At 60.8% G+C, this 21,150-nt stretch carries 19 protein-coding genes; 11 read left to right on the top strand and 8 right to left on the bottom strand.

What is annotated here, in order from left to right; genetic code table 11:
* Positions 1 to 22: 22 nt before the first annotated feature.
* Both J3P75_RS08985 and moaB read right to left on the bottom strand, forming a co-directional pair.
* On the bottom strand, positions 23 to 1,249 hold the full coding sequence (locus J3P75_RS08985) for a molybdopterin molybdotransferase MoeA (RefSeq protein ID WP_434709968.1): 1,227 nt from the start codon (positions 1,247 to 1,249) through the stop codon (positions 23 to 25).
* Positions 1,233 to 1,772 (bottom strand): molybdenum cofactor biosynthesis protein B, encoded by a 540-nt coding sequence (gene moaB, locus J3P75_RS08980; protein WP_434709967.1) that lies wholly within the window; start codon positions 1,770 to 1,772, stop codon positions 1,233 to 1,235. Before moaB ends, J3P75_RS08985 begins: the two co-directional genes overlap by 17 nt.
* Positions 1,773 to 1,853: 81 nt before the next feature.
* On the opposite strand from moaB, the gene mobA reads away from it, so the two are divergent.
* Together mobA and J3P75_RS08970 are read left to right on the top strand one after the other, a co-directional pair.
* Entirely contained in the window at positions 1,854 to 2,456 is a 603-nt protein-coding gene (mobA, locus tag J3P75_RS08975; protein WP_434709966.1) for a molybdenum cofactor guanylyltransferase MobA, read from the top strand.
* 78 nt (positions 2,457 to 2,534) lie between these two features.
* Positions 2,535 to 2,756 carry a YgdI/YgdR family lipoprotein gene (locus tag J3P75_RS08970; RefSeq protein WP_016770600.1) on the top strand — a complete coding sequence of 74 codons (222 nt, stop codon included), beginning with the start codon at positions 2,535 to 2,537 and terminating at the stop codon, positions 2,754 to 2,756.
* A 75-nt stretch (positions 2,757 to 2,831) separates the two neighbouring features.
* Here J3P75_RS08970 and J3P75_RS08965 read toward each other — a convergent pair whose 3' ends face one another.
* The 3 genes from J3P75_RS08965 to J3P75_RS08955 form a co-directional block, all read right to left on the bottom strand.
* On the bottom strand, positions 2,832 to 3,722 hold the full coding sequence (locus tag J3P75_RS08965) for a pseudouridine synthase (protein WP_434709965.1): 891 nt from the start codon (positions 3,720 to 3,722) through the stop codon (positions 2,832 to 2,834).
* A 71-nt stretch (positions 3,723 to 3,793) separates the two neighbouring features.
* Positions 3,794 to 4,111, bottom strand: a complete 318-nt coding sequence (locus tag J3P75_RS08960; protein WP_434709964.1) for a transcriptional regulator — start codon at positions 4,109 to 4,111, stop codon at positions 3,794 to 3,796.
* Positions 4,112 to 4,222: 111 nt separating this feature from the next.
* The gene (locus J3P75_RS08955) at positions 4,223 to 4,459 is read right to left on the bottom strand and encodes a glutaredoxin family protein (RefSeq protein WP_434709963.1); all 237 of its coding nucleotides are present in this window, start codon (positions 4,457 to 4,459) and stop codon (positions 4,223 to 4,225) included.
* 211 nt (positions 4,460 to 4,670) lie between these two features.
* Between J3P75_RS08955 and J3P75_RS08950 the strand changes: the two genes are divergently transcribed.
* On the top strand, positions 4,671 to 6,383 hold the full coding sequence (locus J3P75_RS08950) for a cation:proton antiporter (protein WP_434709962.1): 1,713 nt from the start codon (positions 4,671 to 4,673) through the stop codon (positions 6,381 to 6,383).
* Here J3P75_RS08950 and J3P75_RS08945 read toward each other — a convergent pair.
* Positions 6,380 to 7,588, bottom strand: coding sequence for an ammonium transporter (locus J3P75_RS08945; RefSeq protein ID WP_434709961.1), 1,209 nt, complete (start codon positions 7,586 to 7,588; stop codon positions 6,380 to 6,382). The genes J3P75_RS08950 and J3P75_RS08945 overlap by 4 nt on opposite strands.
* A gap of 305 nt (positions 7,589 to 7,893) precedes the next feature.
* Between J3P75_RS08945 and J3P75_RS08940 the strand changes: the two genes are divergently transcribed.
* From J3P75_RS08940 to J3P75_RS08905, 8 genes are all read left to right on the top strand, one after another.
* Complete coding sequence (locus J3P75_RS08940; RefSeq protein WP_090284903.1) at positions 7,894 to 8,208, top strand: DUF883 family protein; 315 nt, start codon at positions 7,894 to 7,896, stop codon at positions 8,206 to 8,208.
* Positions 8,209 to 8,210: 2 nt separating this feature from the next.
* Positions 8,211 to 8,597 carry a phage holin family protein gene (locus J3P75_RS08935; RefSeq protein ID WP_090284905.1) on the top strand — a complete coding sequence of 129 codons (387 nt, stop codon included), beginning with the start codon at positions 8,211 to 8,213 and terminating at the stop codon, positions 8,595 to 8,597.
* Entirely contained in the window at positions 8,594 to 8,932 is a 339-nt protein-coding gene (locus J3P75_RS08930; RefSeq protein ID WP_434709960.1) for a hypothetical protein, read from the top strand. Before J3P75_RS08935 ends, J3P75_RS08930 begins: the two co-directional genes overlap by 4 nt.
* A gap of 119 nt (positions 8,933 to 9,051) precedes the next feature.
* On the top strand, positions 9,052 to 10,215 hold the full coding sequence (locus J3P75_RS08925) for an EAL domain-containing protein (protein WP_434709959.1): 1,164 nt from the start codon (positions 9,052 to 9,054) through the stop codon (positions 10,213 to 10,215).
* Between the two features lie 76 nt (positions 10,216 to 10,291).
* Positions 10,292 to 11,620, top strand: a complete 1,329-nt coding sequence (locus tag J3P75_RS08920) for a deoxyguanosinetriphosphate triphosphohydrolase (protein ID WP_090284911.1) — start codon at positions 10,292 to 10,294, stop codon at positions 11,618 to 11,620.
* An 805-nt stretch (positions 11,621 to 12,425) separates the two neighbouring features.
* Positions 12,426 to 13,052 (top strand): response regulator, encoded by a 627-nt coding sequence (locus J3P75_RS08915; protein WP_434596622.1) that lies wholly within the window; start codon positions 12,426 to 12,428, stop codon positions 13,050 to 13,052.
* 8 nt (positions 13,053 to 13,060) lie between these two features.
* Entirely contained in the window at positions 13,061 to 16,705 is a 3,645-nt protein-coding gene (locus J3P75_RS08910) for a transporter substrate-binding domain-containing protein (RefSeq protein ID WP_434709958.1), read from the top strand.
* Between the two features lie 47 nt (positions 16,706 to 16,752).
* Entirely contained in the window at positions 16,753 to 19,698 is a 2,946-nt protein-coding gene (locus J3P75_RS08905) for an HD domain-containing phosphohydrolase (RefSeq protein WP_434709957.1), read from the top strand.
* Here the strand turns inward: J3P75_RS08905 and J3P75_RS08900 are convergent, their stop codons facing one another.
* Both J3P75_RS08900 and J3P75_RS08895 read right to left on the bottom strand, forming a co-directional pair.
* Entirely contained in the window at positions 19,699 to 20,181 is a 483-nt protein-coding gene (locus tag J3P75_RS08900; RefSeq protein WP_434596617.1) for a GAF domain-containing protein, read from the bottom strand.
* Positions 20,178 to 21,068, bottom strand: a complete 891-nt coding sequence (locus tag J3P75_RS08895; protein ID WP_434709956.1) for an ATP-binding protein — start codon at positions 21,066 to 21,068, stop codon at positions 20,178 to 20,180. The genes J3P75_RS08900 and J3P75_RS08895 overlap by 4 nt, the downstream gene beginning before the upstream one ends.
* Between the last annotated feature and the right edge of the window lie 82 nt (positions 21,069 to 21,150).

The raw sequence follows: 21,150 nt of genomic DNA, 5'->3' as shown, positions 1-21,150 counted from the left end.
GCCCGCCTTTGCACTGTGCCGGTCAGCCCAGCAGATCACTCAACGGAATGAAGCCCACCTCGTCGCCTTCACTCAACGTGCGACCTTCCAGAACTTCGACCAGACCGTCAGCCCACACGGCGCTGCGCAATACCCCGGAACTCTGATTGCGGTAAACAGTAGCCTGCCCCTGCTCGAGACGCCCGCGCAGGTATTCACGCCGATTGCCGGCCACAGGCCAGGCGAAACCCGCGGGTACGCTGAATTTCAGCGGCTCGACGTCACGCACACCCTGGCGTCGCAACAGATAAGGCCGGGTCAGCAGCGCAAAGGTCACCAGGGTCGAAGCCGGATTTCCCGGCAAGCCAATCACCGGCACGTTGCGAAAATGACCACAGGTCAGTGGCTTCCCAGGTTTGATTGCCAGCTTCCACAGTGCGAGTTCACCCTCCTCACGCAGCGCGATGCCGAGAAAATCCGCTTCGCCGACCGACACGCCACCGGTGGAAAGAATCAGATCGACATCCTGCAATTCACCGAGCCGAGCGCGGGTGGTGGCGAGGTCGTCCGGAAGAATGCCGGCATCGATCACCTCGCAGCCAAGCCGTTGCAGCCAGCTGCAAAGCAGGACCCGGTTGCTGTTGTAGATCTGCCCCGGTCCAAGCGTCTGACCTGGTTCCACCAATTCGTCGCCAGTGGAAATCACCGCCACGCGAACCTTGCGCACCACCTTCAGCCCGGCACAGCCCAGCGACGCAGCAAGCCCTTGCTCGATAGGGCCCAGGCGGGTTCCGGCCGGCAGAATCAGCTCACCGATGGTGGTTTCCTGCCCTTGCGGCCGAATGTTCTGCCCAGCCTTCATCGCTTCGAGGAAGCGCACTTTGCCGCCGGCCTCGACCTCAGCGTTCTCCTGCATTTCCACGCAGTCGGCGCCCGCCGGTACCGGTGCGCCGGTGAAGATGCGTGCGCAGGTGCCAGGCTCCAAAGGTTGCGGAGGTTGGCCGGCAAATACTTTTTGACTGACCGGCAGCGGCTGCCCATTCCATTCGCCGAGGTTGAGTGCGTAACCATCCATGGCGGAGTTCGGCCAAGGTGGCAGATCCAGCGTGGAAAACAGATCCTCGCTTAGCACTCTGCCCTGGACCTGCGCCAGCGGCAGGTACTCATGCTCGACAATGGGTGAGGCCTCGGCCATTTCCAGCAAGCGCGCCAGCGCCACTTCGACCGGCATCAAGGCTCCGCTCTTGCCCGGCTTAGCCACGGGTTTCACACGGCGCCGCCTGCTTCAGATGCGTGACGAAATTGCACGGACGATGGCGGGCGTCCAACTGCTCACCGAGAATGCCATCCCAACCGGTGCGCACCGCATTGGTCGAACCCGGCAGGCAGCACACCAGCGTGCCATTGGCCAGACCGGCCAGCGCGCGTGATTGCACGGTCGAAGTGCCGATATCGGCGACCGAGATCTGCCGGAACAATTCGCCAAAGCCGTCGACCTGTTTGTCGAGCAGGCAGGCAACCGCTTCCGGGGTGCTGTCGCGACCGGTGAAACCAGTGCCGCCGGTGATCAGCACCACCTGCACGACATCGTCGGCAATCCAGTTGGCGACTTGCGCACGAATTTTGTAGAGATCATCTTTGAGCAACACGCGTTGCGCCAGGTTGTGGCCCGCCGCCGTCAAGCGGTCGACGAAGACCTGGCCGGAGGTGTCGGTTTCCAGGGTCCGGGTATCACTGACAGTCAGCACCGCAATATTGAGCGGCACGAAAGGTACTTCAGCCTTGGCTTTCATAGGCTCTTCCAGTTGTAGGAGAAACAGCCCGGTGTTATATCACAGCGCCCCCTTTTTTCGCCGCCCCTGTGGAGGGATGCAATGACCGTCAACACTCGACTACCCGCTTGTTCCATCCTCCTGTTGGCGGGCGGACGCGGCCAGCGCATGGGCGGCCAGGACAAAGGGCTGGTGCAATGGCTGGGCGAGCCGATGATCGCGCATCTGCAGCGCAAGGTCCGCGCGCTGACCGACGACCTGATTATTTCCTGCAACCGCAACCGCGAGCGCTACGCGCCGTTTGCCGATCAACTGGTTGCCGACGATGAAGGCGATTTCCCCGGGCCACTGGCCGGGATTCGTGCCGGCCTGAAAGCCGCACACCATTCGCACTTGCTGGTACTGCCCTGCGATGTTCCACGCATCGACACGGCATTGCTGCAGAGCATGCGTGAGACGGCGCAGCTGAATTCTGAAAAACCTTTAATGTTGCGTCATGGCGAACACTGGGAACCGTTGCTTTGCGTGATCCCGCTGAGCCTCTCGGCGGCCTTCGAAGAGGCCTGGAACGCCGGTGAACGCAGCCCAGGCCGGGTGATGCGCAGTCTCGGCGCGACGGCTCTGCAATGCCCGGACAACGACCCGCGCCTGGCCAACCTCAACACCCCCGAACTGTTAAACGCTTACAACACTGTGTCAGACTGACACCATTCAAGGAACTCTCACGCCTTGTATACGTCTCAAGCTCAGTAACCAAAAGAATTCCCATTCGGAGACACACTCATGACTCAACGGACCCTCGCCACTTTCATGCTCGCACTGGGCCTGGCTACCCTCGCCGGTTGCTCCTCGCCTACAGTGATCACCTTGAATGACGGTCGCGAAATCCAGGCCGTCGACACCCCGAAATACGATGACGATTCGGGCTTCTACGAGTTCCAGCAGCTGGACGGCAAAGAGACCCGCATCAACAAGGATCAGGTGCGTACCGTTAAAGAACTGTAAGTTCTGGTCAACCGGATACAAAAAAGCCCGCATTGATTGCGGGCTTTTTCATGGGCGCTCGAAAGTGCCTGGGTGTCACCACTGCAGCGTTATCCGGCTTTCGAACTCACGCGCCTCGCCCGTCACCGGATCGATGAATTTCAGTCCCTGCGCCAGCAGCTTCAGCGGGTTGGCGTAGTCATCCTCGATGTCTTTCAACACCTGCGGATAAAACGGATCGTTGCAGATGCTCGCGCCCAGCGCGGTCATGTGGACACGCAGTTGATGTTTCTTGCCGGTTACCGGATACAGCCCATAGCGCCACAGGTCGCCGTTCTTTTCCCGCACTTGCACCGCCGTTTCGGTATTGCTGACACCCGGACCTTCCTGCATGCGGAAGAACGGCTCGCCGTCGACCAGACGACTCTTGTGCACCAAGGGAAATTCCAGATCAGGCAGCGCCGGGGCAATCGCTTCATAACGCTTGTCGATCTGGCGCGTGGGGAACAACGACTGATAGGCCGAACGGGTCTGCGGATTGGCCGAGAAAATCACCAGCCCGGCGGTATGTCGATCGATACGGTGCAGCGGCACCAGATGAGGATTGTCCAGACGGCGGATCAAGCGGCGCAGTAACGTTTGCTCAACGTACTCCCCGGCCGGCGTCACCGGTAAAAAATGCGGTTTGTCCGCCACGACCAGGTGTTCATCGGCATACAGAATCGTCTCGAGCACCGGAATCGGCTTTTCGTCCGGCACTTCGCGAAAGTAATGAATGCGCAGACCTTCCCTGTAAGCCAGGTTCACGTCGATCGGCTGACCGTTGCCATCCAGTACACGCCCTCGGGCAATCCGGTCCAGCCATTGCTCACGGCCAACGGCACTGAAATGCTCGCACAGACAATCGAGTACGGTCCGCCATTGACCCGGCGGCAGATAGAGCGTGCTGGCCTGAGTGTGGGCGGCAGAGAATGTTGGAGTGGACATATGAAAATTCGGACCCTCAATGCGAAGTCGCATTATCCAGCACTGAGGGAAACCTACCTAGCGCAGAATACTTACGCCGGAATCGACTTGACCACTGCGGCCTCGGTGAATTCCTTGAGCCAGCGCAGCACGTCGACCGCCTCCCAGCGCCCCGGATCATACAAGGCATAAAGCAGGCCCTGATAACCGACCACATCCAGCTGTTTGTGATAACCGGCACGCTGGAACAACGCCTCGATCTCGGCGAAACAGGTGTTGAAATGCAATTTGTTGAAAGGCGTCTTGCCCTCCGTGACCAGCCCGTCCAGGCGCAATTCAAGAACCGCCTCGCGCACCACGTCAACCGACATCCGGTTCACGCTGTTCTTCAACTGTTCGACATTGACCACGGTTCATCCCTCTGACGCATTTACTGTATAGGCATACAGTAACCGAACGAACCGTAAAAAGCCAAGGGATGGAGGCCGGTGGCGACCGGCGGAAAACGCAGGCATTTTCAGTCAACGCAGAAAGGCGACAACCTCGTCCGCGCCGAACGGCCAGTCGAGTTCCGCTCCGGTATCGATCCGGCGCAGTACTGGAATTCTCAGGCTGTAAGCCTCATACCAGGTTTCATCTTCAGCAATATCGATCAGTTCGACCAGCAGCCCGTGCTCGACGAAAGGCATGAGCTCGGCTTCAGCGACCTCACAGAGATGACACCCGAGCGTGCCGAACAACTGACATTCAGGAGGCATGTGCGCGCAACCGCAAAATGAGTGGGGCTCCATTCTAGGCCTGCGCGCAAAACCCGTCGAGCCAGCACCGCCCAAAGGCTCCAGCGCCGCAACAGCGCAACGCTGGCAAAACCCTGACGCACATCAGTTCGCAGAAAAGCCGATTGCGCGATGCTTGCGGTCTTTTTGCTTCTACGCTTGAAAAAGCCTGAAGCCGCCGCCGGAGTGTCCAGTGTTCGCCAATCTGTTGATCATCCTCGCCTCGTCCCTCGTGGTGATTGCCCTGTTTCGACGGCTGCGATTGCCGCCAGTGCTGGGCTATCTGTGCGTCGGACTGCTGGTCGGGCCGAGTGCGTTCGATTGGGTCAACGAGAGCGAACATCTGCCGGACGTCGCCGAGCTGGGCGTGGTATTCCTGTTGTTTTCGCTGGGTCTGGAGTTTTCCCTGTCGAAGATGATTGCCCTGCGCCAGGTCGTGTTTCGCCTTGGCAGTCAGCAAGTACTGATCAGCACCGCGTTGCTCGGACTGCTGTTGATACTGCTGGGCATGCCAGTCACACCGGCGCTGCTGCTCGGCGCCGGACTTTCGCTGTCGTCGACGGCAATCGTCACCAAGGAGCTGGGCAGCCTCGGCGAAGTATTCAGCAGCCATGGGCAGAATGCGGTGGGGGTTTTGCTTTTTCAGGATGTCGTGGCGGTGTTGCTGCTGACCCTGATCCCGGTGTTTGCCGGCAGCAGCGAGCAAGCCTGGTACTGGGCGCTGCCGCTGACGCTGGGGAAAACCGTGGTGCTGTTCGTCGGTCTGTTGCTGGCCAGTCGCTGGTTGCTGCCGCGGCTGTTTCACGAAGTCGCGGCCTCGCGCTCGGCAGAGTTGTTTGTGTTGCTGGCGCTGGTGATCGTGCTGTTGACTGCCTGGCTGACCCACCTGCTGGGCCTGTCCCCTGCCCTTGGCGCCTTTCTCGCTGGGATGTTGCTCGGTGAAAGCCATTACCGCCACCAGATCGAGGCCGATATCCGGCCCTTTCGCGACATCCTGCTCGGAGTCTTTTTCGTCAGCATCGGCATGCTGATCGACCTGCAACTTTTCCTCAGCCACAGCCTGTCAATCCTCGGCCTCACCGTCGGGTTGATGGTGATCAAGGGCATCGTCGTGGCCTTGCTGGTGAAATGGCGCGGCAGCGACAGCGAAACCGCCTGGCGCAGCGGTCTGGCGCTGGCCCAGGGCGGCGAGTTCTGCTTCGCATTGATGGCGCAGATGCAACAGAACCGCATGCTGCCCGCGGGCTTGGGCGACCTGCTGCTGGCGGCGACATTCTGCTCGATGCTGCTGACCCCGCTATTGCTGCGTGCAGCACCACGCATCGCCGCAGCGCTGCATCGCAAACCCAATCAGGAAGCGCAGATCGAAGAAATCAGCGCGCTCAACGCCGACCTCAACCAACACGTAGTGATTTGCGGCTACGGCCGTGTCGGCCAATCGATCGGGCGGTTCGTGAGCAATGCCAGGCAGCCTTACATCGCCTTGGACAACGACCCGGTGCGCATACAGGAAGCCACACATGGCGAAAGTGACGTGCACTATGGCGACTCGTCGCGTAGCGACCTGCTGAGCGCCGTCGGCCTGCTACGTGCGCGACTGTTGGTGATCGCTGTGGATCAGAGCGATGTCGCCCTGCGCATTCTCAAGGAAGCGCGGCGGTTGAATGCCCATGTGCCGATTCTGGTGCGCACCCGCGACGACAGCCAGTGGGCCGAATTGAAAGCCGCCGGCGCCACTGAAGTGGTGCCGGAGCTGTTGGAGTCAAGCCTGATGCTCGCCTCTCACGCGTTGATCATGCTCGGATTGCCCGCGCATAAAGTGCAGGAACAAGTCGATCAGGTGCGCATCGACCGCTATCGCCTGCTGCATGGTTTTTATCCCGGTTCCGACGATGCCGAGACTTAATCCTGGCTCACCGCGCCGATCTTGTGCAGCGACAGGTCGGCACCGTAATACTCTTGTTCCTGGCTCAGGCGCAGACCATGCAATGCCTTGATCATGCCGTAGACGACGAAGCCGCCGACCAGCGCCACCGCGACGCCGAGCCCCGTGCCGATCAACTGGCTGATCAGGCTGACACCGCCGATACCGCCGAGCGCGGTCTGGCCGAAAATCCCGCAGGCGATGCCACCCCACACGCCGCACAAGCCGTGCAATGGCCATACACCCAGCACATCGTCGATGCGCCATTTCACTTGCGCAGCGGTAAAGCACCAGACAAACAGTGCGCCAGCGATCGCCCCGGTCAGCAGCGCGCCGACCGGATGCATCAAATCCGAACCGGCACAGATCGCCACCAACCCGGCCAGCGGGCCGTTGTGCAGAAAGCCCGGGTCATTGCGCCCGACAATCAGCGCCGCCACCGTGCCGCCGACCATCGCCATCAGCGAGTTGACCGCGACCAGACCACTGACGCCCTGCAGCGTCTGCGCGCTCATCACGTTGAAGCCGAACCAGCCAACAATCAGAATCCACGAGCCCAGTGCCAGGAACGGAATGCTCGACGGTGCGAACGCCACCAGACGCCCATCGCGATAACGGCCATTGCGCGGCCCCAGCAGCAACACCGCCGCCAGCGCCAGCCAGCCGCCCATGGCATGCACCACCACGGAACCGGCAAAGTCATGGAACGCCGCGCCGAACTGCGCCGTCAGCCAGGCTTGCAGGCCGTAGTTGCCGTTCCAGATCATGCCTTCGAAGAACGGATAAATGAACGCGACGATCAATGCCGTGGCGCACAACTGCGGAACGAAACGCGCACGCTCGGCGATGCCACCGGAAATGATCGCCGGGATCGCCGCGGCGAACGTCAGCAGGAAGAAAAACTTCACCAGACCGTAACCGTGATCGGCGCTCAGCACCGCTGCCGGTTGCATGAACGTCACACCGTAAGAGATCCAATAGCCTATAAAGAAATAGGCCAGCGTCGAGACGGCGAAATCGCTGAGAATTTTCGCCAGCGCGTTGACCTGGTTTTTCTGCCGGACCGTTCCGACCTCCAGAAAGGCGAAACCGGCGTGCATCGCCAGTACCATCACGGCACCGATCAGAATGAACAAGGTATTGGAGCTGTGGACCAGCGTGTCCACAGCGCTTTGCAGATTTTCCATAAGCAGGCAGACCTAACGGCAGAAAAGGCACCAAAGCGGTTCATGCGCACATTTCATGCACCAAGTTGCGACCAGACAGGCACCGAATGGCATCTTCAGCGACCTACTTTGGCGCACCCGGTCGATGTGCTGACACGAACCGCGATCATTCGGGACAAGGTTTCCCGTGGCGTACGCCCGGCAACAGCGCACAATGGCCGGGCGACGCACCACAACACAGCAATTGTCGTACCAGTCATTTCTACTGAACCTTCGCGCAAGGCTCATACTCGAACGCTTCAGACGTCACTACGGAGATCCACCCAATGGCCAGCATCAAGGCAAAGACTGCTCAAGACATCCTGATGAACGACTTCCAGACCCTGGTCGCCGACACCGAGCGTTTGCTCGAGCACACCGCCACCCTGGCCGGTGATCAGGCCGATGAGCTGCGTGCGCAGATCCACGACAGCCTGTTGCGTGCCCGCGAAACCCTGAAACTGACCGAAGACAGCCTGCGCGAACGCGGTCAGGCCGCTGTCACCGCCACCGAGGAATACGTGTCGGCCAACCCATGGCAGTCGGTCGGCATTGCTGCCGGCGTCGGTTTTCTGATTGGCCTGCTGGCCACTCGGCGCTGATCATGTCGATCGGTGAATCCGGCCCGACTGCGGGCACCGCCTCTTCCACGCGACGCCTGGGCGCCGCCGTTCTGGGTCTGCTGCACAGTCATGTCGAATTGTTCGGCATCGAATTGCAGGAGCAGAAATCGCGCACCGTCAGCCTGTTGCTGTTCGCCGGGCTGGCGCTGGTCTTTGCCCTGTTGTTACTGGTGGGGTTATCGACCCTGGTGATGATCCTGTTCTGGGATACGTATCGTCTGGCTGCCATCATCGGGCTGTGCGTTTTTTATACCCTGGCCTCGATCTTCTGCGGACTGCGCCTCAAGGCGGCCATCTTCGATGAGTCCTCGCCTTTCCACGGCACGCTCGAAGAGCTGGCCAACGACCGGGAGCGCCTGTTGCCATGAGCCATCCTCAATTGCCGCATAACAGCTCGCGCCGGGAAATGCGCAAGGCGCTGATTCGCCTGCGCATGGAAATGCATCGCCAGGAAATCCGCCATGAGGCCGGGCAGGTTCTGCAGCCTTTGCAGCGCGTGCGCGGCATGACGCAGGGTCTGCACAGCGGTTTCGGCATCAAGCACGCGCCATTGTGGGGCGTGGCAGCGGTTACGCTGCTGGGCTTTCTCACCGGCAAAGGCGCGAAAAGCGGCGGCGCCGGTGGGGTCAGCCGCTTGATCCGGCTCGGCACCACGCTGGGGCCGCTGATCAGACTGGTCATGCAGAGTTCGGCTAAACGCTGAAGTGCTCCATCTGGCTACATTCTTGCACTGACGGCGGGATGAACCTGTTATCCGCAGGTTCAATCCCGCACGCCTACGCGGCCATCGGGGTTCATCAAAACAAGAACCAAGGAGGCCCCGTGATCGACGGGCAACCGCTCGCCTGCTTTCAACCGTTCATCGATACCGCCACCGGACTGATTGCAGGCGTCGAAGCGCTGGGCCGCCTGCGCCAGCCTGACGGCCAACTGACTTCGGTCGGACCGTTGTTCGCCGATCCGCGTACGCCAGCGATTGCCCTGCGTCGCCTCGACCGGCAGATCCGTGACAACGCTTTGAGCCGCCTGCACGAAGCACCCTCCGACTGGTTTCTCAGCCTGAACATGTCGCCGCGCTGGATCAGTCGCCTGCGCGCCGGGCAGGCGTTGCCCAGCCTCAGGCAACTGGCGCGTCATGGTGTCGATCCGCAGCGCATAGTCTTCGAAATCACCGAACTGGGCGGCAATGATCAGCGCCTGGCCGAGGTGGTCGCGCGCTATCGCGAGGCCGGTGCCAGAATCGCTATCGACGACTTCGGCGCCGGGTATTCCCAGCTCGATCGGGTGCTGGCATTGCAACCGGACATTCTCAAACTCGACATGCGCCTGTTTCAGGCTGCGGCGCTGGGCGGGCCGAGCAGCGACGTGGTCAAGGCGCTGGCGCAAATGGCCGAGAAGACCGGCTGCTGGATCATTGCCGAAGGTGTCGAAACCGAAGCGCAGCTAAATTTCGCGCTGGAATGCGGGTCGCGCTACGTGCAGGGTTTTCTCTTCGCCCGGGCGCAAGAGGCGTTCTTCCCCACTGATGCGTTTGTGCAGCGGTTCGCCGAACTGCGTCAGCGCTATGTGCGGCAGAAACTCGCCGAACGCGGGCGGCTGATGCAGATGCGCCAGCAACTGGCCGAACTGATGTCGATCCTGCAAGCCTGGGCGCAGGCCCACGCACCATTGAGCGCGCTGCCACAACTGGACGCCTTCCCGTGGCTGCTGCGCTTTTATCAATGCGATCGCCATGGCACGCAACTGACGCCGAACCTGGAATGGCGCCAGCATCGCTGGGTCGCCGACAACCGATACCTGGGCCATAACTGGTCGTGGCGCCCGTACTTCTATCATCTGCTCGCCGAAGGCTGGGAGGAACGCCGTTTGACCCTGTCCAGCACTTACCGCGATGCCACCAGCAATCAGTACTGCCTCACCGCCGGGCAGTTTTTCGACAATGGCGAGCGCTTGCTGCTGATCGACATCGACGCGGCCGGTCTGTAGTTCCGCTTGCAGGGGCCAGCGCGAACCGGGAAGCTAGGGGCCAACGCCCCTAGTCACCTGACGGAGAGAAACAGCCTTGGATTGGCACACCCTGCTCAACCGCGAACGTCTCGGCAAGCCGCTGCACAGCCCGCAAGAACTCGGACGCAGCCCTTTTCACAAAGACCATGACCGGATCATCTTCTCCGGCGCCTTCCGCCGGCTCGGGCGCAAGACCCAAGTGCACCCGGTCACCAGCAACGACCATATTCACACGCGCCTGACCCACTCGCTGGAAGTCAGCTGCGTCGGCCGCTCGCTGGGCATGCGCGTCGGTGAAACCCTGCGCAGCGCGCTACCCGAATGGTGCGACCCGGCCGACCTCGGCATGGTCGTGCAATCGGCGTGTCTGGCCCACGACATCGGCAACCCGCCCTTCGGCCATTCCGGTGAAGACGCCATCCGTCACTGGTTCCAGCAGGCCGCCGGTCGCGGCTGGCTCGACGGCATGAGCGAAGCCGAACGCGGCGATTTTCTCAACTTTGAAGGCAATGCCCAAGGCTTCCGCGTCCTTACGCAACTGGAATACCACCAGTTCGACGGCGGCACCCGCCTGACCTACGCGACCCTCGGCACCTACCTGAAATACCCGTGGACTGCCCGCCACGCCGACTCGCTGGGCTACAAGAAACACAAGTTCGGCTGTTATCAGAGCGAACTGCCGCTGCTCGAGCAGATCGCCCACAAACTCGGCCTGCCGCAAATCGAAGACCAGCGCTGGGCGCGCCATCCACTGGTGTATCTGATGGAAGCCGCCGACGACATCTGCTACGCATTGATCGATCTCGAAGACGGCCTCGAAATGGAGCTGCTGGAATATGCCGAAGTCGAAGCGCTGCTGCTCGGCCTGGTCGGCGATGACCTGCCGGAAACCTATCGCCTGCTCGGCCCGCAAGACTCGCGCCGACGCAAACTGGCGATCCTGCGCGGCAAAGCCATCGAACACCTGACCAACGCCGCCGCACGCGCCTTCGTCGAACAACAGGACGCACTGCTCGCCGGCACCCTGCACGGCGACCTGGTCGAACATATGCACGGCCCGGCCAAACGCTGCGTACTGAACGCCAAAGACATCGCACGCAAGAAAATTTTCCAGGACAAACGCAAGACCCTGCACGAAATCGGCGCCTACACCACCCTGGAAATCCTCCTCAACTCCTTCTGCGGCGCAGCGCTGGAACAACACAACGGCCGCACCCCGTCCTTCAAAAGCCGACGCATCCTCGACCTGCTCGGCAGCAACGCCCCCGACCCGCAAGGCTCGCTGCACACCTCATTCCTGCGCATGATCGACTTCATCGCCGGCATGACCGACAGCTACGCCAGCGACATGGCACTGGAAATGACCGGACGCTCCAGCCACTGAGGCCTGCATGTACCGGCAACATCAAAAGCCCCTCACCCTAGCCCTCCCGAAACGTCGGACCGCCCGGAGGGAGAGGGGACTGATCGAGGTGAATTCGAAAGTTACGCCGACCAGAGTATCGAGTTCAATCCAACACTTGAAAAGCACACCGATCGGCTCCCTCTCCCTCGGGAGAGGGCTGGGGTGAGCGGCAGCACCACCACAAATCCAAAGCCATGCGACGCTTCTCACCACTCAACAATGAGCGTTAGCTCGAGTGCTTTTGATCTTGCGTCACCGGCGACATCGGAAGGCTGAGCGCAGGGATTGATCCGGGCGTGGGAGCGCAGCGACCGTCTGGCGCAGCCAGACACAGCGGACGTAGGTGCAGCGCAGCAAACCGTAGCCGCTGCGCCCGGATCGATCCCGGAGCGAAGGGACCCGAGCCTGCGAGGGCCGAACGCAGGAGCAAGCCTTTTTGGGTACTTTTTCGGCGTCTGGAAAAAGTGCCTCGCCGTAAGGGCGAAACCATAAGAAGCCGTCACCGCAGCAACGCATATTCACCCAAAATAAAACCCAAACACCCATAACTTTAAACAATAAAAAAACGCGATCCCCCGCCAACACTTACAACTCGATCAAGCCAAACTAAAAGCCCACCCCGATCCCGCACTTCCTTACGCCAAACCCAGTTCAACTGTAGTCCGCTTCCTCAATGATTGTAGGACTTATCCGATACCATGACCCAGACCCTGTCACTCCCTGCGTGTGCTCATACAACTGAGCTAAGGTGCGCGCTTTATTCGTGTTCGCATGGGATTTGATTATGAACTCCGTTTTTATTGTCGACGATCACCCGGTCATCCGTCTCGCCGTTCGAATGCTGCTCGAACATGAAGGTTACAAGGTCGTCGGCGAGACCGATAACGGAGTCGACGCCATGCAGATGGTCCGCGAATGCATGCCCGACCTGGTCATCCTCGACGTCAGCATTCCCAAGCTGGACGGCCTGGAAGTACTGGCGCGCTTCAACGCCATGGGCTCACCGCTGAAAATCCTGATCCTGACCGCACAGTGTCCGACCCTCTTCGGCATTCGCTGCATGCAATCCGGCGCCTCGGGTTATGTCTGCAAACAGGAAGACCTGAGCGAACTGGTCAGTGCGATCAAAGCAGTACTTTCCGGATACAACTACTTTCCCAGTCAAGCGTTGAACCCGGTTCGCAATGACGACGTCCGTTATGCCGAACTTGAACTGTTCAAAACCGTTAACGATCGCGAATTGATGGTCCTGCAACTTTTTGCCCAGGGCCGCACCAACAAGGAAATCGCCAAAGGCATGTTTCTGAGTAATAAAACCGTTAGCACTTACAAGAAGCGCCTGATGCAAAAACTCAAAGCCAAATCCCTTGTAGAACTTATCGAGATGGCCAAACGCAACGCACTCGTGTGAGAGCCAGCATGCCCAGTCGTTTGAAGGACTATCTGATCACGTTGAGCGCAGGACTGTTGCTGAGCGCAAACGTCTTCGCCCTGCCCGTCTCCTCGCCGGACTACGCCTTGCTCAGCCGGTCGGCGAGCGACGCGGTGACGGTGATGCTCGACCGGCCACAGCGGCAGTGGCTGCTGGAACGCAACGAACTGGTGCTGGGCACCTCGGCGCCCGACTACCCGCCGTTTGACATGACGGTCAGTGGCAAGGATTACGAAGGCCTCACCGCCGACTACGCCGGACTGCTGAGCCAGGCCACCGGTCTGCCGATCCGGGTGCAGCGCTTCCCTTCACGCGATGCGGCAATTCGCGCCCTGCTTGATGGCCAGGTCGACCTGCTCGGGACCGCCAACGGCTTCGAAGCCAGCAACGCCAACCTCGCCCTGTCGGCCCCTTACGCTTTTGATCAACCGGTGCTGGTTACCCGCGAGGACGAAACCCGCTCGCTCAGCGAAGGCCTCGCCGGGCTGCGGCTGAGCATGGTCTATCACTATCTGCCGTTGCCCGAAATCAAGGCGCTGTATCCGAAAGCGCTCATCACCTGCTATCCCTCCTACCAGAACGCGATCAACGCGGTGGCGTTCGATCAGGCCGATGTGTTTCTCGGCGATACCCTGTCCACTCACTACATGATCAACAAGGGCTACCTGAACAACGTGCGCATGGCCAATTTCGGCAAGCAGGAAGCCCAGGGTTTCAGCTTCGCCGTGCGTCGCAGCAACCCGCAACTGTTAAGCATCATCGACCGCGTGCTCAAAGCCGTGCCGGCCAGTGAACGTGACAGTATAGCCAAACGCTGGAGCGCCGGTAGCGATCTGCTGCTCAGCGAGCAGAAACCGCAACTGACCGAGCGCGAAGAAGCCTGGCTCAAACAGCATCCGGTGGTCAGCGTGGTGGTCAATGAGGCCTTTGCCCCCCTGACGTTCTTTGATAACGACGGTAATTTTCGCGGCATCAGCGCCGACCTGCTCGAGCTGATCCGCCTGCGTACCGGCCTGCGCTTCGAGATTCGGCGCAGCCGTAACGACGCGGAAATGATCGAGCAGATCGATCGCCATCAAGCCGATCTGATCGCCGCGCTGCTGCCGTCGGAGGAACGCGAGAAACACCTGAGTTTCAGTCGGCCCTATCTGGAAAATTCCTACGTGTTGCTCACGCGCAAGAGCGCCGACGGGCCGACCAATCTCGGCCAGTTGCGCGGCAAGCAATTGGCAATTGCCCAGGGCAATCCAATGGTCGACTACCTGCGCGAGGAATATCCGCGCATCCATCTGATTGAAACCGCGGACACCTTCAGCGCAGTGTCGCTACTTGCCGAAGGCCGGGTCGACGGCGCCGTGAATTCGCTGGTCATTGCCAACTACTTCATTTCCTCGCGGATCTTCAACCAGCCGCTACAGATCACCACCACCATTGGTACGCGCCAGGCCGCATTTTCCCTGGCGACGGCGCGCGACAACACCGAGCTGACCTCGATCATCAACAAGGCGTTATTGAGCATCGCACCGGATGAGCTGGGCGTGATCAATGGCCGTTGGCGCGGTTACTCCACCGCCTCACAAAACATCTGGCACAACTATCAGCGCCTGTTCTATCAAGTCATTCTCGGCGCCTGTCTGCTGTTGTTGCTGCTACTGGCGTGGAACGCCTACATGCGCCACCAGATCAAGCAGCGCCAGGCCGCCGAACGCGCGCTGAACGATCAACTGGAGTTCATGCGTTCACTGGTCGACGGCACACCGCATCCGATTTACGTGCGCGACCGCCAGGGCTTGCTGCAAAGTTGCAACGAAAGCTACCTCGAAGCATTTGCTGCCAAGCGTGAGGACGTGATTGGCAAAAGCGTCATTGAAGGCACCTTGAGCAATGCTTTCGAGGCCCATGCCTTTCATGCCGATTACCAGCGAGTGGTTGCCGAAGGCACGCCGATGGTAGTCGACCGGCCGTTGCACATCGGCAACCGCCGCCTGACGATCTATCACTGGATATTGCCGTACCGCGATTCCAGCGGCGCTGTGCAGGGCATCATCGGCGGCTGGATCGACATCAGCGAGCGTCGTCAGTTGTTCGATGAACTGCGCGCGGCCAAGGAGCAGGCGGACGAGGCCAACCGGGCGAAAAGCACCTTTCTGGCGACCATGAGCCATGAGATCCGCACGCCGATGAACGCGGTGATCGGCATGCTCGAACTGACCCTCAAACGCATGGATCAACAACACCCGGATCGTTCTTCGATCGATACCGCCTACCATTCGGCCAAGGATCTGCTCGGTTTGATCGGCGACATTCTCGACATTGCACGCATCGAATCCGGGCACCTGAGCCTGTGTCCGGAGCGGGTCAATCTGGTCGATACCGTGGCATCGGTCACGCGTATTTTCGACGGCCTCGCCCGGCAGAAAAACCTCGTCCTGCAAACCCTGCTCAACCCACCGGAACTGGCCGTCGATGTCTATCTCGACCCGCTGCGCTTCAAGCAGGTGCTGTCGAATCTGGTCAGCAACGCAATCAAATTCACCGAGCAGGGTCATGTCAGGATCACCCTCGATCTGATCAACACCGAAGTGCCCGACCGCGCGCTGATGCAACTGACCGTGCAGGACAGCGGCGTCGGTATCAACGCTGAAGATCAGCAACGCCTGTTCGCGCCATTTGCCCAGGCGCAGAACAGCCATCGACAAGCTCGAAGCGGCGCCGGTCTGGGCCTGGTGATCAGTCGTAACCTGTGCGAAATGATGGGCGGCCAGTTGCAATTAAGCAGCCAGCCGGGAATCGGCACTCAGGTGTGCATTACGCTGGCTGTGGAAACGCTGCCAGCACAGGTGAGCGCCAGCAAAAACGAAGCTGTAATCAAAACAGCGCGTACGCCCCTGCGCGTGCTGGTGGTGGACGATCACCCGGCCAACCGCCTGCTGATGTGCCAGCAGCTGGAATTTCTCGGCCATCGCTTCAGCGTTGCCGAAAACGGCTGCGTCGGTCTGCAATTGTGGCAGGCCGGCCACTTCGATCTGGTGATCGTCGATTGCAACATGCCGCTGATGAACGGCTATGAGCTGACCCGCGCTATTCGCCAGCATGAAGCGCAGACGCGTTGCCCGCCCTGCACGGTGCTGGGCTTTACCGCCAATGCGCAACCGGAAGAAGTCCAGCGTTGCAAACAGGCCGGCATGGACGATTGTCTGTTCAAACCGCTGAGTCTGAGCCTGCTCAGTGAATGGGTCGACGGCATCACCCCGGCGTCAGCAAGCCCGGCGTTCGATCTGCAAAACCTCGACATGCTGACCGCTGGCAACCCGGCGCAGACCCAACGTTTGCTGGCCGAGTTGCTCAAGAGCAGCCGCCTTGACCGCCAGGAGCTGCTGGCGTTAGCGCCGGCCAATGACCGCGCGGCACTGGCGGCGGTTGCGCACAAGATCAAGGGCGCCGCACGGATTGCGCAAGCCGCACGGGTCATCGAATGTTGCGAAGCCCTCGAGCAGGCTTGCGCCAACGCCGCGGAAAAAACCGAGCTTGCCCGCCACTGCGAAGCGACCGACCGGGCGATGCTCGAACTGGAGCAGGCTTTGCAACAACAATTGACACTGTCGGAGCAAAGCACAATGAGCTTGCCTTAACTATGCTGGGTGCTGAGCAGTGAGTTAAACATCATGGAGAGCCAGAAATGCCCAGCCCACTGCGCCCGGAACAACGCCGGTTACCGCTGCACGTGCACATCAGCGTCATGTTCACCTGTTTGCTGCTGCTCACCGGGGTCGTGCTGGGGGTTTTCAATTACCGCCAGACCACGCAGATCATCCTGTCGAGCAGCGAAAAACTGTTCAACCGCATCGAACAGGATGTGCGTCTGGACATGGCCGCCACCTATCAACCGATCCGCCATCTGCTGAGCCTGCTGGCCGGTGATCCGGCCGCGCAGGCAGCCAGCCTCGAGCAACGCCTGCCCTTGCTGCGCCCCTTCAGCCAGTCGCTGACCGACAACCCGAGCCTGGCCTCGCTGTACCTGGGTTATGCCAACGGCGACTTTTTCATGGTGCGGCCATTGCGCAGCGCCGCCCTCAAGACCTTGGTCAAGGCGCCCGAGGCTGCAGCGTTTCAGGTCTGGAGCATCGAGCATGATGCGCAGGGCAACCTGCACTCGCAGTCGCTGTTTTTCGACCCGGCGCTGCTGCCGGTCGGTCGTCAGGACAATCTCGCCGACCGCTACGATCCGCGCAGCCGCGCCTGGTTCACCCAGGCGCGCGAGCAGAACGAGCAGATCACCACCGAGCCCTATGTGTTTTTCTCCACACACAACGTCGGCACCACCCTGGCCCGACGCAGTGGCGACAACGCCGTGATCGGCGCCGACCTGACACTGGTCGCTCTGTCGGCAACCTTGAGCAAGCACGTGGTCACGCCGTCCACCGAGATCGCCCTGTTCGATGCAGACGGCAACGCCGTGGCCTACCCGGACAGCCAACGCCTGATCGTCGACGGCAGCGCGGCGAGCCTGGCCAAGGCCGCCGATCTGAGCCCTGCCCTGCATGCACTGCTGACCGGCGCCCAGACCAGCAATCGCGTCAGTGCCGAAGGCCGGCAGTGGATTGTCGCGCGCAGCACCGTCGAGGAAGGCGGGCCAAAGGGTTTGCAACTGGCGTTGCTGGTGCCGGAAGACGAACTGCTCGTCGATGCCTACCGCTTGCGCTGGCAAGGCGCGCTGATCACCTTGGCGATCCTGCTGCTGTGCCTGCCGTTGGGCTGGGTGATTTCCCGGATTCTGGTCAAGCCTTTGCACGCGCTGGTCAAGGAGGCCGACGCGATCCGCAGTTTCAATTTCGACTTTCCCTCGGCACGCCGCTCACCGGTGCTCGAAGTCGATCAGTTGAGCGTGTCGATGGCGCGGATGAAAGACACCTTGGCGAGTTTTTTCCGCATCACCGACACCCTCGGCGCGGAAACGCGCTTCGCCTCTCTGTTGCAACGGGTGCTGTTCGAAACGGTGCAGATCGCCCAGGCGCAGGCCGGACTGATTTACCTGCGCGAAAGCGACAGCACACGCATGGAGCCTTACGGCTTAGTCATAGACGGCGCACCCCAGGCGCTGGAAAACTTCGACATACAGGGTCACGACCTGCAGCACAGCAACGGCCCCGAGTGGTTCGAGCAATTGATCAGCGCCAACAATGTCGTCAGCCATCTGGGTTTCGATCAGGCCGGGGATCTGCAAAGAGTCCTGCTGGCGATGCAAGCGCCGCGCATCCATCTGATCGGCATCCGTCTGCACAATCGCCATGACGAAACCATCGGTCTGCTGATTCTGCTGGTCAATGACAGCGGCACCACGGCCGATCTGGAAAAACTGCGACCGGACCGTATCGCCTTCCTGCAGGCCGTTTCCGGAGCAGCCGCGGTGAGCATCGAGAGCCAGCGTCTGCAAGCGCGGCAGAAGCAACTGCTGGATGCATTCATTCAATTGCTGGCCGGCGCCATCGATGCGAAAAGCCCCTACACCGGCGGGCATTGCCAGCGCGTGCCAGAGCTGACACTGATGCTCGCTCAGGCGGCAGCGGCCAGCGATGCGCCGGCCTTCCGCGCCTACCAGCCCAGCGAGGATGAATGGGAAGCCCTGCACATCGCCGCGTGGTTGCACGACTGCGGCAAGGTCACGACGCCGGAATACGTGGTCGACAAGGCCACCAAACTGGAAACCATCAACGACCGCATCCACGAAATCCGCACGCGTTTCGAAGTACTCAAGCGCGATGCCTGGGTCAGCTATTGGCAGGCACTTGCCATGGGCGGCGATGAGTCCGCCCTGGCGGGCCTGCGCGACACGACGCTGGCGGCGCTGGATGACGATTTTGCGTTTGTCGCGCGTTGCAACCTGGGCAGCGAGGCCATGGCTGACGCCGATCTGCAACGCCTGAACACACTGGCGCAGCGCACCTGGATGCGTACGCTGGATGATCGTCTGGGCGTTTCGTGGGAGGAGAACCGGCGGCAGGCACACACACCCGCGCCAAGCTTACCGGTCCGGGAAAAGCTGTTGGCGGACAAGCCCGAACATCTGCTCGAACGTGACCCCAACGAGTTGATTCCCGAAGACAATCCGTGGGGTTTCAAGCTCGATGTGCCGCGCTACAAATACAATCGCGGCGAACTGTACAACCTGAGCATCAGCCGCGGCACGCTGACCCGCGAGGAGCGCTATGTGATCAACCACCACATGGTGCAGACGATCATGATGCTCAGCCACCTGCCCTTTCCCGGCCATCTCGAGAGCATTGCCGAAATCGCCGGCGGCCATCACGAAAAAATGGACGGTACCGGCTACCCGAAACGTCTCAAGCGTGAAGAAATGAGCCTGCCGGCGCGGATGATGGCAATTGCCGATATCTTCGAAGCATTGACCGCTGCCGATCGCCCCTACAAGAAAGCCAAGACCCTCAGCGAGGCATTGGCGATCATGGCAACCATGTGCCGCGAAGCGCACATCGATGCGCAGCTGTTTGGCCTGTTCATCAGCGAAGGCGTGTACCGGCAGTACGCCGAGCGTTTTCTCGACCCGGCGCAGATCGACAGCGTCGACCCGGCCAGCCTGTTGCTCAAGGCTGGCCTCGATCCGTGATCAGCAGTCGGTCAGACGCAGGAAAATCGCCGCCAGTTGCTCGATGCCGGCCTGATCCTGCGCAGCGAAACGCGAAAGTTTCGGGCTGTCGAGATCAAGCACACCGATCAGGCGACCCTCTTTGACCAGCGGCACGACCAACTCGCTGTTGGAAGCGCTGTCGCAGGCGATATGTCCCGGGAAGGCGTGCACGTCTTCGACGCGCTGGGTCTGCCGCGTAGCTGCCGCCGCGCCACAGACACCGCGACCAAACGGAATGCGCACACAGGCGATCTGGCCCTGGAACGGGCCGAGTACCAGCTCCTCGTTGCGATTGAGGTAAAAACCGGCCCAGTTCAGGTCATCGAGCTGGTTAAACAGAAAGGCCGAAAACTGCGCGGCGTTGGCGATAAAATCGCGCTCGTCCGCCAGCAGCGATTCCAGCTGTGCCGCCAACAAGCCATAGCCTTCAAGGCCCTGGCCACTTTGTTGCAAATCGATCATGCCTTGTGCTCCAGCAATTTCAGGCCCACCCAATAGCGGGCAAATTGATACGCGCAACGTCCGTTGCGATTGCCGCGGCCGGTGGCCCAACGCACGGCGAGAATGTCCAGCGCTTCGTCACGCTGCCAGCTCAGGCCGGCCTTGGCCGCCAACTGGCCGATCCAGTGTTCGACGACGTTGAGGAAATGTTCTTGGGTAAACGGGTAGAACGACAGCCACAGGCCGAAACGGTCCGACAGCGCGATCTTGTCTTCAACGGCTTCGCTGGGATGCAGTTCGCCGTCGACGCGTTTCCAGTTTTCGTTGTCGCTTTCCTTTTCCGGTACCAGATGGCGACGGTTCGAGGTGGCGTACAGCAAGACGTTGTCCGGCGCCTGCTCGAGCGAGCCATCGAGCACGCTTTTCAGCACGCGATAATCGCCTTCGCCGGATTCGAACGACAGGTCGTCGCAAAACAGCACGAAGCGTTGCGGCAGTTTGGCGATCTGCTCGACCACCCGCGGCAGGTCCGCCAGATGGTCACGCTCGATCTCGATCAGGCGCAGGCCGGCCGCGGCGTGTTCCGCCAGCAGCGCGCGCACCAGCGACGACTTGCCGGTACCGCGCGAGCCCCAGAGCAACGCATGGTTGGCCGGCATGCCATCGAGAAACTGTTGGGTGTTGCGGCCCAGTTGTTCCAGTTGCCGGTCGACGCCGATCAGGTCCGACAAGCGCATGTCGAGGCTGACTTCCAGCGGCAGCAGATAGCCGCTGCGCCCGTCGCGCTGCCAGCGCGCAGCCAGGCAGGTGCCCCAGTCGATCACCGGCCGTGGCGCCGGCAACAACGGTTCGATGCGCTCCAGAACCGACTCGGCGCGTTCAAGAAAAGCATTCAATCGGGAATCCACGTCTTCTCCTCGGGCACGTTCACAGTGATGATGACGATCCAGCGACGACACACAGACCCAAATCACCCGAGCAAGCCTTGTT

It is taken from the genome of Pseudomonas sp. R1-1, from assembly GCF_051132135.1.
Taxonomy (GTDB): Bacteria; Pseudomonadota; Gammaproteobacteria; order Pseudomonadales; family Pseudomonadaceae; genus Aquipseudomonas.
Note: the sequence above shows the minus strand (reverse complement) of the source record. Positions and strands in the feature narration are given on the sequence as shown.